This window comes from Pseudomonas sp. LPB4.O, from assembly GCF_038383825.1.
Taxonomy (GTDB): domain Bacteria; phylum Pseudomonadota; class Gammaproteobacteria; order Pseudomonadales; family Pseudomonadaceae; genus Aquipseudomonas; species Aquipseudomonas putida.
In genome coordinates this window covers 1,692,374-1,708,159 of sequence record NZ_CP151298.1, presented here as the reverse complement: position 1 = coordinate 1,708,159, position 15,786 = coordinate 1,692,374, and the positions used below count along the sequence as shown (strand labels likewise).

Here is a 15,786-nt window from a genome sequence, read left to right as displayed (position 1 = left end):
GCTCCCACAGGACTCCACACTTCTTGAGTGCGGCGCGATCCGTGTGGGAGCCGGCTTGCCGGCGATGAGGCCGGTTCAGGTTGATAAAGCTACCGGTTCGGATGCACCACTCGACCGCCTGCCGCTGGCCGATTGATGAACAGCACATCCAGCACACTGTTACGCAACCCCTTCAGCGCATTCCAGTTCGCCGAGGCGTGCACATACCTGTCACGCAACAACCGCTGCTCATCCTCGGTCAGCCGCAGCTGCTCACATTCACCCAGGGCAAACGCATGCAACTTGCGGCTGATCTCCAGCAATTCAAACGGCAACCCATGCTCAGCCTGCCCGCCCAACGGCCCAAACGGCACCCCCGCACGCACCGCCAGCGCGCGCATGACACTCAGGTAAACCCGTGAAAGCTGCCCCGCCACCTCCCGCTCCCGGTACACCGCCGCATACACCTGCTTTTGCGCCTCATCCGGCCGCCCACCGGCAATCGCTTCTTCCCAGGTAATCACCCGCGCGCCAAGGCCGCCAAACGCCGACGCCACCAAGGCGCTGACTGTGCTGTACACGCGGGTCTGTTCAGCGCGGATGCGCAGCGGCACACGCTGTGACTGCGGTTTGCACAGCAGTACCTGCTCTTGCGTACTGTTCGGGTAACCACCACCAATATTCGAATGCACACCCGGCAACACGATGTCGTGACCACTGCTCACCAATGGGAAGTTGTGCCGCTGCTCATCCCCGGCCACCAATTGCACCACGTGCCGGGCAATACCCTCACCCAGGCCCAGGCGCAAGCCGCCATGGCGGTCGTCGGCAGGGTCGAAATCGCCCTGCAACGGCGCAACGATCGCCGCCACGGTGTCGAACAGGCCTATGAAATTGATCGTGATGCCGCAAGCGACGGCCAGCACCCGGCCCCCGTCAGCGTGCAGCAGATTCGCCAAGTGACGCACCGCCGCGGCACCGCGGCTGAAGCCGAACAGGTCGAACTCGACCCCCTCGAGTCTTGCGAGCGGATGGGCGTGCGCCCAATCCAGCAGCTGGCCGGCGATACCCTCCAATGCCTCGGTGACTCGCGCTTCGACGCCGGTGCGCCCGCGCCCGGTGGCCGAGGCATACGCATGATCCTCAGCGCCCTCCAAGGTGCCCACCCCCTCGACATAACGGCTGAGAAACGCCATGGCGCCGTCGCCGCTCTGCCCCTCTGCCGGATAAAGCGCGTGCAACAGGGCCACATTGCTCAAGGCGTTGGTGTAACTGGCGCCCTTGCCGCCGTTCGACTCTGTGGGCATCACATTGTGCTGGTTATTACCGGTGCCATCGAAAAACACGCCAAATCTCAAGATCATCGTTGTGCGCCTGCTTGCGTCAAAAACACAAGCAGGCGCCAGGGCGCCGACGCTGAACATCAGCCTATGGCCAGCCATTTGCAGGACAATTCTGTACTTGCATGGCCCAAGGCTGGATAAATTTCCAAGCCGCCATTGGTCGCCACCCCCCCGGATGGATTAAAGTATCACCCCTTGCCAGGGCAGCTGCCTCCAGCCCCGCCTGCGGCCCCATACCAGGAACCGTCACCGATGGAACACCGTGAAGCGCTGACCGCGCTGCGCACCTTTCTTTCTTCGCAGATCCTAGGCCAGGAGAAACTGGTCGAACGGCTGTTGATCGTGCTGCTGGCCGACGGCCACATGCTGGTCGAAGGTGCCCCGGGCCTGGCCAAGACCAAGGCCATCAAAGAACTCGCCGAAGGCATCGAGGCGCAGTTCCATCGCATCCAGTTCACCCCAGACCTGCTCCCGGCCGACATCACCGGTACCGAAATCTACCGCCCGGAAACCGGCAGCTTCGTGTTCCAGCAGGGGCCGATCTTCCATAACCTGGTACTGGCCGACGAAATCAACCGCGCCCCGGCCAAGGTGCAGTCGGCACTGCTCGAAGCCATGGCCGAACGCCAGGTCAGCGTGGGCCGCAGCACCTACGACCTGTCGCCGCTGTTCCTGGTCATGGCCACGCAGAACCCGATCGAGCAGGAAGGTACCTACCCCCTGCCCGAAGCCCAGCTCGACCGCTTCCTGATGCACGTAAAAATCGGCTTCCCCGACGCAGCCGTGGAGCGGCGTATCCTGGCGCAGGCCCGTGGCGAAGCGCTGGGCGGCGAAACCAAGCCCGAGCGCCGGGTCAGCCAGCAGGCCATCTTTGCCGCGCGCAAGGAAATCCTAGGCCTGTACATGGCCGACGCGGTGGAGGAATACCTGGTGCAGCTGGTGATGGCTACCCGCACCCCGGCCAAGTTCGACACCGAGCTGGCCGACTGGATCGCGTACGGCGCCAGCCCACGCGGTTCCATCTCGCTGGACCGCTGTGCGCGTGCCCACGCCTGGCTGGCCGGGCGTGACTTCGTCAGCCCAGAAGACATCCAGGCCGTGCTGTTCGACGTGCTGCGCCACCGCATCATCCTCTCGTTCGAGGCCGAGGCGGCGGGGATCGACCAGGACCGCGTGGTCCAGCGCATCCTCGACGTCGTCGCCGTTGCCTGAGCCCATGCCCACCGCGCAGCTGGCCGAACCCGGCATCCGCATCGGCCTTGCCGAACTGATCGACATGCGCCACCGCGTGCGCGAAATCCAGCTGTTTTCCAAGCCCGGCCAACGCAGCCCGCTGGTGGGCCTGCACCACTCCAAGCTGCGTGGACGCGGAGTGGACTTCGACCAGGTGCGCGTGTACCAGGCCGGCGACGATGTGCGCAACATCGACTGGCGGGTCACTGCACGCACTCAGGAACCGCACACCAAGCTGTTCCACGAAGAGCGCGAGCGGCCAATCTTCATCCTTGTCGAACAAAGCCAGCGGCTGTTCTTCGGTTCGGGCCTGCTGTTCAAGTCTGTATTGGCGGCCCAGGCCGCGGCCCTGTTCGGCTGGGCCGCATTGGGGCACAACGACCGCATCGGCGGGCTGGTATTCGGCGACAACGACCCCCACGAAATCAAGCCTCGGCGCAGCAAGCAGAGCCTGCTGCAACTGCTCAACCGCCTGGCGAAGGTCAACCAGTCGCTGCACACCGAAGCCGTGCCGCAAGCTGACAGCCTTGGCCTGGCCTTGCGCCGGGCCCGCGAAGTACTGCGCCCAGGCAGCCTGGCCATTGTCATCTGTGACGAGCGTTCGTTGAGCGCACAGTGCGAACAGCACCTGGCCATGCTCTCGCGTCACTGCGACCTGCTGCTATTGCCCGTATCCGATCCGCTCGACCACGCCCTGCCCGCCGCCGGCCTGTTACGCTTCGCCCAGCGCGGTGCGCAGCTGGAGCTCGACACCCTGGACGCCAACCTGCGCCAGGCTTATCGCAAGCAGGCCGAGGCACGCATCGAGCGCTGGGAGCTGATGGCCCAGAAGCTGCGCGTCGTGCTGATGCCACTTAGCACCCAAAGCGACATGATCGAGCAGTTGCGCGAATACCTGAACGCCCAGCGGCCAAGGAGCGCGTCATGAACCCGCTCGACCAGTTGCATCCGCTGATCGACCCTACGCCTGTCGGCCTGTGGCCGCCGGCACCCGGCTGGTGGCTGCTGCTGGCCGTGCTGCCATTGCTGGGTTGGGGGCTGTGGCGGCTGCGCCGCTGGCGCCCGGGCAAACGCCGCATCGTGCGCGCCGAACAACCCCTGGACCCGGTGCGTGTGGAAGCCCTGGCCGAGCTGGCACGCCTGCCGCGCCCGTACGACGGCGCCCCGGCCGGCGCCTGGCTGCAACAGATCAATGCCCTGCTCAAACGCCTGTGCCGCAGCCATTATCCGGGTGCCAACAGCCACACCCTCAACGGCCGCCAGTGGCTGGCATTTCTCGACAACCGCTGCCCGGCCGCCGGCCTGACCCGCTGGATGGTGCTGGTCGAGGGCGCCTACAAGCCCGAGTGCAAGCTCGACGACAAGGCCATTGTCGGGCTCAGCCAGGCCGTCGAAACCTGGATCCGCAAGCATGTTTGAACTGGCCTGGCCGTGGGTCTTCGCCCTGTTGCCGCTGCCTTGGCTGGCGCGCCTGCTGTTGCCAGCCGCCGACAGCGGCGAGCCGGTGCTCAAGGTAGGCTTCCTCAACGAACTGGAAAGCCTGGCCGGGCGCCGCGCACGCCTCAACCTGCCCACCTGGCGCCAGCAGGCGCCGTTCGTGGTCATCTGGCTGTTGCTGCTATGCGCCGCCGCCCGCCCGCAATGGCTGGGCGAACCGGTACCGGTAGCTGCCAGTGGCCGCGACCTGCTGGTGGCGGTGGACGTGTCCGGGTCGATGGACTTCCCCGACATGCAGTGGCAAAACGAAGAGATCAGCCGCCTCGACCTGGTCAAGGCACTGATGGGCGACTTTCTGCAAGACCGTGAAGGCGACCGCGTGGGCCTGATCCTGTTCGGCAGCCAGGCGTACCTGCAGGCGCCACTCACCTTCGACCGGCGCACCGTGCGCACATTCCTGATCGAGGCGCAGATCGGCATCGCCGGTAAAAACACCGCTATCGGCGACGCCATCGGCCTGGCGGTCAAGCGCCTGCGCCAACGGCCGGCCCAAAGCCGGGTGCTGGTGCTGATCACCGACGGCGCCAACAACGGCGGGCAAATCCACCCGCTGACCGCTGCTCGCCTGGCCGCCCAGGAAGGGGTACGCATCTACACCATCGGCATTGGCGCCAACCCCGACGCCAGTGGCACCCCCGGCCTGCTTGGCCTCAATCCCAGCCTGGACCTGGATGAGGCCTCACTCAAGGAAATCGCCGACATCACCCACGGTGCCTATTTCCGTGCCCATGACGGTGCCGAGCTGGACGCCATCGGCGACGCCCTCGATCAGTTGGAGCCAGTAGCACAGCAACCGACCCAGGCACGCACGGCCCAGGCCCTGTACGCCTGGCCCCTGGCCCTGGCCCTGCTGCTCAGCGTGCTGCTGGTGGTGGCCGTGCAATGGCCCGACAACCTGCTGCAACGGCTGTTGCGCAAGCCGCGGTTCCTGCAGCCGCACCCGGAATGGCGCCAGCGCCTGAAGCGCCTGCGTCTGAGGAGGCGGCGATGATCGATCTTTGGCCCCAATGGCTGCGCCCGCTGTGGTTGCTGGCCGTGCCCCTGCTCGGCTGGCTGCTGTACAAGCTGTGGCACAGGCGCAAGCGCGCCGGGCGCTGGCAGATGATCTTGCCGCCCGCCTTCCATGGCGTATTGCTGGGCGGTGGCAGCGGCAGCACCAGCAAGCTGCCGTGGATAGCACTGGGCCTGGCCTGGGCGCTGGTGGTCCTGGCCCTGCTCGGGCCCAGCTGGCAACGCGTGGAAGAAAGCCGCCAACGCCCGGCCGACCCGCTGGTGATCTTGCTGGAGCTGACCCCACAGATGCTCGCCGAAGACAGCCCGCCCAACCGCCTGGAGCAAGCCCGGCGCAAGGTCCTCGACCTGCTCGAACACCGCCGCGACAGCCAGACCGCGCTGGTGGTGTACGCCGGCTCGGCGCACACCCTGGTGCCGCTGTCCGATGACCTGGCCACCACCCGGAACCTGCTGGAGTCCATCGACCCGTCGATCATGCCAAAACCCGGCCAGCGCGCCGACCTGGCCGTGCAAAAGGGCCTGGCCCTGCTGGCCCAGAGTGGCCTGGGCCAAGGCCGCTTGCTGCTGATCGGCTCGTCGCTGAGCGCCCCGGAACGCCAAGGCATCAGCCAGGCACTCGGCCGCCAGGGCCCGAGCCTGCTGATGCTGGGTATCGGCAGCCGCGAAGGCGCCCCGGTGCGCCGGGCCAGCGGCGAATACCTCAAGGACGACCAGGGCGGTATCTTGCTGCCTCGGCTGGACAGCGCCAGCCTCAAGGGCTTCATCAGCGGCACTGGCGGGCGCTACCGGCATGCCCGCATCGACGACCTCGACCTGCGCGGCCTTGGCCTGTTCGACAACCCCCGCACCGCGCGCAATGACGGCCAGACCCTGCAACTGGACAGCTGGGCCGATCAGGGTTACTGGCTGCTGATCCCGTTGTTGCTGCTGGCCGCCTGCGCCGGCCGTCGTGGCTGGCTGTTCTGCCTGCCACTGCTGCTGGCCTTGCCACAGCCCAGCCAGGCCTTCGAGTTCAACGACCTGTGGCTGCGCCCCGACCAGCAAGGCCAGCGCCTGCTGGAGCAAAACCGCCCGGCCAGCGCCGCACGCCACTTCCAGGACCCGCAGTGGCGCGGCATGGCCCTGTACCAGGCTGGCGACTATGCAGGTGCCGCCGAGGCGTTTTCCCAAGGCGATACCGCCGCCGCCCACTACAATCGAGGCAATGCCCTTGCCCGCAGCGGTGAACTGGAAGCCGCCCTGGACGCCTACGAGCAAGCCCTGGAGCGCCAGCCAGACCTGCAACCCGCGCTGGACAACCAGGCGCTGGTGCAACAAATGCTGCAACAGCGCGAGGCCAAGGCTGAAGAGCAGCCGGCCAACGGCGATGCCCAAGGTACCCCCGGCAGCGAAACCGAGGGCAACAGCAGCTCGGCCAGCAGCCCCGCCCAAGGCACGCCCGGCAGCGACGAACAAGCCAACGCCGAACAGCCCGGTGAAAGCAGCAATAACAGCCAGGCCGCGCCCGGCAACCAGGCGGGTGCTGACGACGACGTCATCCAGCCGCCACAGCGCCCGGTATCGACCAACCTCGACACCGAACAGCGCCAGGCCCTGGAACAATGGCTGCGAGAGATCCCCGATAACCCGGCGGAGCTGCTGCGGCGCAAATTCTGGTATGAACAGCAATTGCATCAGGAAACCCCACGATGAGTCGCTTCGGCGTCTTTCTGCTCACCCTGCTATGGGCCGTGCTGGCCCAGGCCGAGCCGCTGCTGCAAGCCAGCGTTGACCGCACCCGCCTGGAAGCTGGCGAGAGCCTGGAGCTGACCCTGGAAAGCCAGGACGTCACCCAGTTCGGCAAGCCCGACCTGCAAGCCCTGGAAGGCGACTTTGAAGTGCGTGGCACGCGCCAGCTGAACAGCCTGCACACCCTCGACGGCGAAACCCGCGCAAGCACCCGCTGGATCATCACCCTGCTGCCACGGCGCAGCGGCAGCCTGCGTATTCCCGAACTGCAACTGGGCCAGTCGCACAGCCAGGCCATCGAACTGCAAGTGCTGCAGGCCGATGCCAATCGCCAGGACAGCGCCTCGCAAGTGTTCATCGAAGCGACCCTGGACAGCAGCGACGTCTACGTCCAGGCCCAGGCCGTACTGACTCTGCGCATCTACCATTCGGTGGCGCTGTACGACGACAGCAACCTCAGCCCGCTGCAACTGGAGAACGCCAAGGTCGAGCCACTGGGCGAATCGCGCACGTATGAAAAGGAAATCAACGGCGTGCGTCATGGCGTGATCGAAACCCGCTATGCGGTGTACGCCCAGCAAAGTGGCAGCCTCGACATTCCACCGCTGACCTTTACCGCCACTGCCGCCGCCAGCAACGACGAAGCCTCACAGGCCAATGGCACGGCCCGCGCCGGCCGCCAGGTGCAGGTCAGTTCGCTGCCCTTGCGCCTGAACGTGCGGCCGATTCCCGCGGCCTGGCCCGCTGGCGTGCCGTGGCTACCAGCCCGCAGCCTGACCCTGGAAGAGCACTGGAACCCCGACCCGGGCAGCCAGCAAGTGCAGATTGGCGACTCGCTGACGCGCAACATCACCTTGCGTGCCGAGGGCTTGTCCAGCACCCAACTGCCGCCGCTGCCCGCCACAGAAATCATCGGCCTGCGCCGCTACCCCGACCAGCCGCTGCTGCGCAACGAAATCAGCGAGCGCGGCATGACCGCCAACCGCGAAGAGCGCGAAGCCCTGGTGCCGACCCACGCAGGTGCGCTGACCTTGCCAGCGCTGGAAGTGGCCTGGTGGAACACCCGCGAAGACCATCTGGAACACAGCAGCCTGCCAGCGCGCACATTGAACGTGCAAGACAACCCGGCGCTGAGCGCAGACACCCCGGTGGGCGACAACAGCAGCGCCAGCACCCTGCTGTGGCCTTGGCAACTGGCCACACTGCTGTTCGCCCTGACCACCGTGCTGGGCTTCGCCCTGTGGTGGCGCGCCCGCTCGCGGCCAGCGGTGCTGCGCGCGGCGCAAAACGGGCCAAGCCCGCGCACATTGCTGGACGACCTCAAGCGTGCGTGCCAGGCAAACGACCCGCAGGCCACACGCCAGGCGCTGGATGCGTGGGCCCGGCAACAGCCGGAAACCCTGGCCGAGATGGCCGCGCGTTTCGTGCCGTTGTCGGATGCGCTGGATGGGCTGAACGGGGCGCTGTACAGCGAAACCGGGCAGTATTGGCAGGGTGAGGATTTGTGGCGGGCGATTGGCACCATTCCGCCGGCTGAGCAGGTGTTGCTGCCCGCAGGTGAAAACGGCAGCTTGCCGCCGCTCTATCCCAAGTAGGCCACCAGGGTGTTCGCCACAAGGTTTTCAGCGCCTGTGGGATCGAGCGCCGCGCGGGCGGCGCTCGATCTCACAGGCGCCAAACATCTCCAGGCAGGCACCTCTCAGCCCCAACCTTGGGTTACCATACCGCCCTTTCCCCGCTTGTCCGACTCGACACCAACAGGTCATCCATGCGTCTGTTTCATACCTCCGACTGGCACCTGGGCCAAAGCCTGCACGGCCAGGAACGCGACTTCGAACACGCCTGCTTCCTCGACTGGCTGCTCGGCCAGCTGCGCCTGCGCCAGCCCGATGCACTGCTGATTGCCGGCGACATCTTCGACACGGTCAACCCGCCGGTCAAAGCCCAGGAGCGCCTCTACGACTTCATCGTCCAGGCCCATGAGCAACAGCCCAAGCTGGATATCGTGATGATCGCCGGCAACCACGACTCCGGCTCGCGCATCGAGCTGCCCGCCGCATTGATGCGGCGCCTGCGCACCCATGCCCTGGGCCGTGTGCACTGGCTGGACGAAGGCCAGCTGGATGCCGAGCGCCTGTTGATCCCACTGACCAACGGCCGCGGCAAGGTCGCCGCATGGTGCCTGGCCCTGCCCTTCCTGCGCCCGGCCGAGGTCACCGGCCCGAGCTTGGGCGACGACTACCTGCAAGGCATCACCCAGGTCCACCAGCAACTGATCACCGCCGCGCAAGCCAAGCGCAAGAAAGACCAGGCGCTGATCGCCATCAGCCATGCGCACATGGCCGGTGGCTCGGTGTCGGAAGACTCGGAGCGCAGCCTGATCATCGGCAACGCCGAGGCACTGCCGGCCAAGCTGTTCGACAAGGCCATCAGCTATGTCGCCCTGGGCCACCTGCACAAACCGCAGAAGGTCAACCGCGAAGAACGCATCCGCTACAGCGGCTCGCCAATCCCGCTGTCGTTCGCCGAAATCAACTACCCGCACCAGGTGCTGGAAGTGGAGCTGGACGGCACCGAACTGGTCAGCGTCGAACCGCGCCCGGTACCGCGCGCGGTGGCCCTGCAGCGGGTTGGCCCGGCACCCCTGGGCGAACTGCTGCAACAACTGGCCGACCTGCCCGTGATCGACCTGCTCGAAGACCCCAACCGCCAGCCCTGGCTGGAGGTGCGGGTGATACTGGACGAGCCGCAACCCGACCTGCGCCAGCAGATTGAAACTGCACTGGAAGGCAAGGCCGTGCGGCTGATCCGCATCAGCGCCGAATACGCCGGCCGCAATAACGCCGAAGACGATGACCTGGCCTTTGTCGAGCTTTCCCAGATGACCCCGCAAGACCTGTTCAGCCGCGCCTGGGAGCAGGCTTACGGCAACCCCGCAGATGAGCAGGCGCTGGCCGACTTTGCCCTGCTGTTGCAGGACGTGCAGCAGGAAGAGGAGCAGCCATGAAGATTCTCGCCATTCGCCTGAAGAACCTGGCATCGCTGGCCGGCCCGGTCGAAATCGACTTCACCGCAGAGCCCTTGGCCAGCGCTGGCCTGTTCGCCATCACCGGGCCAACGGGGGCCGGCAAAAGCACCCTGCTCGACGCCCTGTGCCTGGCGTTGTTTGGCACAGTGCCACGGCTGAACGACATCGGCCGCGAGGCCAAGGTGCCCGACGCCGACGGCGAAATCCCCACCTACGACCCGCGTAACCTGCTGCGCCGTGGCACCGGCAGTGGCTTTGCCGAGGTCGATTTCGTCGGCATCGACGGCCGCCGCTACCGCGCCCGCTGGGAAGCCAACCGCGCCCGCGACAAGGCCAACGGCAAGCTGCAACACAGCCGCCAGAGCTTCTACGACCTGGACAGCGAACAGGTGCTGGGCAGTGGCAAGAACGAATACAAGCAACTGGTCGAGGCCCGTCTTGGCCTGAACTTCGAGCAGTTCACCCGTGCGGTGATGCTGGCCCAGAGCGAGTTCGGCGCTTTCCTCAAGGCGGACGACAAAGAGCGCAGCGAGCTGCTGGAAAAACTCACCAATACCGCCATCTACACCCGCCTTGGCCAGCGTGCCTTCAGCAAGGCCCGTGAAGCCGGCGAGGCCCACAACGCCCTCAAGGACCGCGCCAGCCACCTGCTGCCGATGGCCGCCGAAGCCCGCATCGATCTTGACCAGCGCCTGGAGCAGGCGCAGCAGCAGTTCAAGGCCGACCAGGCTGGCGAGCGCCAACTGGAACAGCAACGCAACTGGCTGAATGAACAACGCCAGCTGCAGGCCCAACATGCCGAAGCCGGCACCGCGCTACAGGCCGCTGAACAAAGCTGGCAGCAACTGGCCGAACCCCGCCTGGACCTCGTTCGCCTGGAGCGCCTGGCCCCCCAGCGCCACCAGTTCCACCGCCAGCAGGCGCTGACTGCGCAACTGGCACCCGTGGCCGCGAAAATCGCTGAGCAACAGCAGCAGCAAGCCGAGCTGCAGGTGCGCACCCTTGAGCTCGAACAGGCGCTGGGCGCCGCACGCCAGGCGCTTGCCGACAGCCAGGCGCAGCATGGCGAAAACGCACCGCGCCTGCGCCAGGCCTTTGCCGCCCAGGACAACCTGGCGCGCCTGGACCAGGAACTGGCCGCGCAGCGCAGCACCAGCCAACAGGCTGAACAGCAGGTCGCCGACGGCCAGCAGCAGTTGCAGCAGCTTGAAGACAACCAGCAGCGCAGCCTGCAGCAACTGGCCCAGATCGACACCGCGCTGGCCGACAGCCAGCACCTGGCAGGCCTGGCAAATGCCTGGCACGCCTACCTGCCACAGCTGAAGCAGGTGATGCTGATCGGTGGGCGCCTGGCCAAAGGCCGTGAAGAACTGCCCGGCCTTCAGGCCCAGGCCAGCCAGGCCAATGCACACTTGCAGGCCGAGCGCGACGCCTACGACCTGCTGTTCCGCGAAGCCAAGGCCGAACCGCAGGCCCTTGCCGAGCAAATCGACCTGCTCGGTGGCATGCTGCAGGACAACCGCAAGCAGCAGCGCGCCGTCGAAGAACTGTCGCGCCTGCATGGCCGTGAACAAGAGCTGCGCCAGCAGCTGCATGCCGTGCGCGAACGGCAGCAGCAGGCCATGCAGCAACGCCAGCAACTGATTACCGAAGGCACCGCCGCCAAGGCCGAGCTGGAAGCCGCCGAGCAAGCGCTGAACCTTACCCGCCAGCTGCTGGAACGCCAGCGCCTGGCGCGCAATACCAGCGTCGAAGAACTGCGCGGCCAACTGCGCGATGGCGAACCGTGCCCCGTGTGCGGCAGCGCCGAACACCCGTTCCATCAACCCGAAGCGCTGCTGCAAAGCCTGGGTCGCCACGATCAGGCCGAAGTAGACGCCGCGCAGCAGCAGGTCGAAACCCTCGGCAGCAAGCTGGTAGAGCTGCGTACCCAGCTGGGTGTGATCAACGCCCAGCTCAAGGACTACCAACAACAGCAGCAGCAACTGGGCGAACAGCTGCAACCGTTGGTGGCCGAGGTACAGGCGCACAGCCTGTGGCCTGCCCTCGCCCCGCAGGACGACAAGGCCCGCCGCACCTGGCTCGACAGCCAACTGCGGCGTCTTGAAGAAGAAATCAGTCACGACCAAAAGCGCCAGAGCGCCCTGCTCACCCTGCAAAAAGATGCATCCCGCCTCAACCAGCAGTTGCAGGCCGCCCATGAAGCGCAACAACAGGCCCAGCGCCACCTGGAGCACCAGCACCAGGCCCTGGCCAACGACGAGCAGCAACTGCAGCAAGGCCTGAACGGCCTGACCGGCGTGCTGCCTGAGGAAGCCGTCAAGGCCCTTAACGACGACCCGGCCAATGCTTTCCTCGCCCTGGACCAGCAGATTGCCCAACGCTTGCAACAACTGGAGCAACGCAAGGACGAACAGGAAGAACAACAAGCCCGCCAGGCCCAGTTGGACAAGCTACGCGACCAACAACAAGCGCGTGTGCAAGGCCAGCAGCAATTGCAGCAGAATCTGGCCGCCCTCGACGCGCAACGCCAGCAAGCCCAGGCCTCGCTCGGCGAACTGCTCGGCGAACATGCCAGCGCCGAAGCCTGGCAACAACACATGGACTGCGCGCTGGAACATGCCCGCGCCCTCGACGCCGACACCGCACAACGCCTGCAAGACCTGCGCACCCAGGGTGTGCAACTGGCCAGTGAGCTCAAGGCCAACGCCCAGCAGCAACAGGCGCTGGACGCCGAGTGCCAGCAGTTACAAGGGCAGATCGCCCAGTGGCGCAGCGAGCACCCGGAACTGGATGACGCAGGCCTGGATCGCCTGCTGGCCATGGACGATGCGCACGTCAGTGAACTGCGCCAGCACCTGCAAAACGCCGAGAAAGCCATCGAACAAGGTCGCGTACTGCTGCAGGAACGTGAACAACGCCTGCAACAACACGCCGCACAAATGACCGTGGACACCTCGGCCGAAGCCGTGGAGCAAGCCCTGACCGAGCTGCGCGAGCGCCTGGCCGGCCACGAGCAGCAGTGCGCCGAACTGCGTGCACAGCAGGCCGACGACCAGCGTCGCCAGCAGGCACACCAGGCGTTGGCGGCAGAAATCGAACAGGCCCATAAGCAATGGCAACGCTGGGCCCGCTTGAACGCCCTGATCGGCTCGGCCTCGGGTGATGTGTTCCGCAAGATCGCCCAGGGTTACAACCTCGACCTGCTGCTGCACCACGCCAACACCCAGCTGCGCCAGCTGGCCCGCCGCTACCGCCTCAAGCGCGGCGGCAGCGCCCTCGGCCTGCTGGTGCTGGACACCGAGATGGGGGACGAACTGCGTTCGGTGCACTCGCTGTCGGGCGGGGAAACCTTCCTGGTCTCGCTGGCCCTGGCCCTGGGCCTGGCTTCGATGGCCTCCAGCACGCTGCGCATCGAATCGCTGTTCATCGACGAAGGCTTCGGCAGCCTCGACCCCGAGTCGTTGCAACTGGCCATGGACGCCCTCGACGGCTTGCAGGCTCAGGGCCGAAAAGTGGCGGTGATTTCCCACGTGCAGGAAATGCACGAGCGCATCCCGGTGCAGATCCAGGTGCGTCGCCAAGGCAATGGCCTGAGTGACGTGGAGGTGTGCGGGTGATCCTCTACTCGTTCCGCCGCTGCCCCTGGGCCATGCGCGCGCGCCTGGCCTTGCGTTATGCCGGGTGCGAGGTGGAAATCTGTGAGGTGGCGATGAAGAACAAGCCGCCAGCACTGCTGGCCTTGTCGCCCAAGGGCACAGTGCCAGTGCTGGATACCGGTGCTGGCGTGCTGGAGGAGAGCCTGGACATCATGCGCTGGGCGCTGACGCAAAACGACCCGCAAGACTGGCGACTACAGGCCGACCCTGCGGCGGCGCAGCAGGCTGAAGCGCTGATTGCGCGCAATGACAGCACATTCAAGGCGCAGGTGAACCTGTACAAGTATGCCGAGCGTTACCCGCAGCATTCCCGCGAGCATTACCGCCAGCAGGCTGAAACCTGGCTGGCGGAGCTCGAAGGCCTGCTGGCAGGACGACCCTACCTGCTGGCCGACCACCCGAGCATTGCCGATGCCGCGTTGCTACCCCTGATGCGCCAGTTTGCCGGGGTCGAACCGCAGTGGTTCGCCGAGGCGGCTTATCCGCAGGTGCGGAGCTGGCTGGAGGAGTGGTTGGCTTCGGAGCTGTTCAGGTCAGTCATGGCCAAATGAGTTCACGCGATCCCTCGTAGGAGAACGCACAAGGCTCAGTGCTGCTGTTTGCCACTCAACGCCGCATGGAAATTGGCACTCTGGCGCAGGTACTGCTCGGTGTAGCTGTGGGTGGCAGAAGCCTTGCTGCTGTCGGCATGGGCATGCGCCGGCAGTACGACCGATGCGGAAATGGCGGATGCGGCAATAACCGGGAAGAGATTGAAGTTCATCTGGGCTGACCTCGACGGCGGTGGTTTGACGGTGGCCCGTTTGGGCCTTGAGTCAAACTTACGCCGCCGAGGCCGCACGCAAAAATTCATTGCGGCAGTACCGATTATCACGCTGATCGATATCACTCGATGAACTTGAGGTCCGACGGTGCATCCTGCTTCAGCGTCTGCACCGTCTCCAGCAGCTTGCCACTGCGCGGATCGCGACGTATCACCACGATCTGGTTGCTCTTCTGGTTGGCCACCAGCAGGAAGTTGTCACTCGGGGCCAGGGCAAACTCCCGAGGGTGATCGCCTTCTACCGGGCGACGCTGCAGGAACGTCAACTGACCATCCTGCTTGCCCACGCTGAACGCCACAATTTCATTGGCCGTGCCACGGTTGCTCACGTACAGGAAGCGCCCGTCCGCCGACAGGTGCAAGCCACCTGCTGCCTTCGCTGCGGCCTCCTGGCGCTCGGTCAGGGGTAAGCGCTGGCGTTCAACCAGGTTGCCGTCCTGCACATCGAACATCACCACCTCGGCATTCATTTCCAGGGTGAGGTAGGCGTGCCGGCCCTTGGCGTCGAACAGCAGGTGACGCGGCCCGCTGCCCGGCGGCAAGGCCACGGACGCAGGTATCGCCGCTGTCAGCGGGTGGTCCGCACTGGCACCGTCGTAGCGGTAGATGAACACCTTGTCGGCCCCCAGGTCGCTGGCATACAGGTGCTGGCCATCCGGCGACAGCACCAGCGAATGCACGTGGGCACCGGCCTGGCGCTCAGGGTTGACCCCGCTCGCCTTATGCCGGGCCTGTTGCACCACGGGCTTGAGCGTGCCGTCCTTGGCCACCGGGATCACCACCAGGCTGCCACCGGGGTCAGGGTTGACCGCGTAGTTGGCCACGAACAGGTAGCGCTGGTCACGGCTGAGGCTGGCGTGGGTGGGCTCGTCGCCCTGGGTGGCCACTTGGTTGAGCGGCTTGATTTCGCCATTGCTGCTGATGCTGAAACTGCTGGCATGGCCCTGCGGGGTCTCATTCACCGCAAACAGCTGACGCTGGTCGGCCGACAGCACCAGCCACGAAGGGCTGACGCTTTTCACCACCTGCAGGGGTGAGGGGCCGATCTGGCCGGCCTTGTCGTCAAACTGGTAGCGGTAGATACCCTGGCTGGCGCCGTCGGTGTAGCTGCCCACCAGCAAGGTTGCGGCGTGGGCGGGGATTGTCAGGCTCATCAGGCTAGCGGTCAGCAGGCTCGTCCAGATCCGGTTCATCTTGGTCATCATCCGGGGCGCGAAAGGCACTCATACAGACTAGCCGATGCTCGCCGTTGGCATCGTTGAGTTGCCATTCATCACCGGTGGCAATAGCCGCAGCGACTTGTTCGGGGGTGAAGGACCAGCGACGCAGCTGGCGGCCGTCCATGCATTCGACAGTGAGGCCGGATGCGTCGGCGGTGAAATCGAAGGCGTGCAGGCCGTCGATCAGGAGCATGTCGCAGGACTGCAGGGCGGTGGCGAGGGGGGACATGGGGGTACCTGTGGGAGATGTGGCGGCATTATA

13 protein-coding genes are annotated in these 15,786 nt (G+C 65.8%); 9 read left to right on the top strand and 4 right to left on the bottom strand.

From position 1 onward, the window contains the following. Positions 1 to 89: 89 nt before the first annotated feature. Positions 90 to 1,343, bottom strand: coding sequence for a DUF2235 domain-containing protein (locus tag MRBLPB4O_RS07735; protein WP_341797992.1), 1,254 nt, complete (start codon positions 1,341 to 1,343; stop codon positions 90 to 92). 231 nt (positions 1,344 to 1,574) lie between these two features. Between MRBLPB4O_RS07735 and MRBLPB4O_RS07730 the strand changes: the two genes are divergently transcribed. The 9 genes from MRBLPB4O_RS07730 (at position 1,575) to MRBLPB4O_RS07690 (ending at position 14,032) form a co-directional block, all read left to right on the top strand. After that, positions 1,575 to 2,534 (top strand): MoxR family ATPase, encoded by a 960-nt coding sequence (locus tag MRBLPB4O_RS07730; RefSeq protein ID WP_016500830.1) that lies wholly within the window; start codon positions 1,575 to 1,577, stop codon positions 2,532 to 2,534. Between the two features lie 4 nt (positions 2,535 to 2,538). Beyond that, complete coding sequence (locus MRBLPB4O_RS07725) at positions 2,539 to 3,483, top strand: DUF58 domain-containing protein (protein ID WP_016500831.1); 945 nt, start codon at positions 2,539 to 2,541, stop codon at positions 3,481 to 3,483. Next, the gene (locus tag MRBLPB4O_RS07720) at positions 3,480 to 3,974 is read left to right on the top strand and encodes a DUF4381 domain-containing protein (protein WP_016500832.1); all 495 of its coding nucleotides are present in this window, start codon (positions 3,480 to 3,482) and stop codon (positions 3,972 to 3,974) included. Before MRBLPB4O_RS07725 ends, MRBLPB4O_RS07720 begins: the two co-directional genes overlap by 4 nt. Further along, positions 3,967 to 5,043 carry a VWA domain-containing protein gene (locus MRBLPB4O_RS07715; protein ID WP_341797991.1) on the top strand — a complete coding sequence of 359 codons (1,077 nt, stop codon included), beginning with the start codon at positions 3,967 to 3,969 and terminating at the stop codon, positions 5,041 to 5,043. Before MRBLPB4O_RS07720 ends, MRBLPB4O_RS07715 begins: the two co-directional genes overlap by 8 nt. Continuing rightward, complete coding sequence (locus MRBLPB4O_RS07710) at positions 5,040 to 6,758, top strand: tetratricopeptide repeat protein (protein WP_341797990.1); 1,719 nt, start codon at positions 5,040 to 5,042, stop codon at positions 6,756 to 6,758. The genes MRBLPB4O_RS07715 and MRBLPB4O_RS07710 overlap by 4 nt, the downstream gene beginning before the upstream one ends. Beyond that, a complete protein-coding gene (locus MRBLPB4O_RS07705; RefSeq protein ID WP_341797989.1) occupies positions 6,755 to 8,389 on the top strand; it encodes a BatD family protein in 1,635 nt (544 codons plus the stop codon). Before MRBLPB4O_RS07710 ends, MRBLPB4O_RS07705 begins: the two co-directional genes overlap by 4 nt. A gap of 173 nt (positions 8,390 to 8,562) precedes the next feature. Further along, positions 8,563 to 9,801, top strand: a complete 1,239-nt coding sequence (locus MRBLPB4O_RS07700; protein WP_049277543.1) for an exonuclease SbcCD subunit D C-terminal domain-containing protein — start codon at positions 8,563 to 8,565, stop codon at positions 9,799 to 9,801. After that, positions 9,798 to 13,442, top strand: a complete 3,645-nt coding sequence (locus MRBLPB4O_RS07695; protein ID WP_341797988.1) for an AAA family ATPase — start codon at positions 9,798 to 9,800, stop codon at positions 13,440 to 13,442. Before MRBLPB4O_RS07700 ends, MRBLPB4O_RS07695 begins: the two co-directional genes overlap by 4 nt. Further along, positions 13,439 to 14,032, top strand: a complete 594-nt coding sequence (locus tag MRBLPB4O_RS07690; RefSeq protein WP_341797987.1) for a glutathione S-transferase — start codon at positions 13,439 to 13,441, stop codon at positions 14,030 to 14,032. Before MRBLPB4O_RS07695 ends, MRBLPB4O_RS07690 begins: the two co-directional genes overlap by 4 nt. Before the next feature lie 35 nt (positions 14,033 to 14,067). On the opposite strand, the gene MRBLPB4O_RS07685 is transcribed toward MRBLPB4O_RS07690, so the two are convergent. The 3 genes from MRBLPB4O_RS07685 to MRBLPB4O_RS07675 all read right to left on the bottom strand — a co-directional run bounded on the left by MRBLPB4O_RS07685 (position 14,068) and on the right by MRBLPB4O_RS07675 (position 15,753). Further along, positions 14,068 to 14,244 carry a hypothetical protein gene (locus tag MRBLPB4O_RS07685; RefSeq protein WP_016500839.1) on the bottom strand — a complete coding sequence of 59 codons (177 nt, stop codon included), beginning with the start codon at positions 14,242 to 14,244 and terminating at the stop codon, positions 14,068 to 14,070. Positions 14,245 to 14,366: 122 nt separating this feature from the next. Beyond that, positions 14,367 to 15,497: a lactonase family protein gene (locus MRBLPB4O_RS07680; RefSeq protein WP_341797986.1), complete on the bottom strand. Its 1,131-nt coding sequence runs from the start codon at positions 15,495 to 15,497 to the stop codon at positions 14,367 to 14,369. Continuing rightward, the gene (locus tag MRBLPB4O_RS07675; RefSeq protein ID WP_004577427.1) at positions 15,463 to 15,753 is read right to left on the bottom strand and encodes a DUF5629 family protein; all 291 of its coding nucleotides are present in this window, start codon (positions 15,751 to 15,753) and stop codon (positions 15,463 to 15,465) included. The genes MRBLPB4O_RS07680 and MRBLPB4O_RS07675 overlap by 35 nt, the downstream gene beginning before the upstream one ends. Positions 15,754 to 15,786 lie beyond the last annotated feature (33 nt).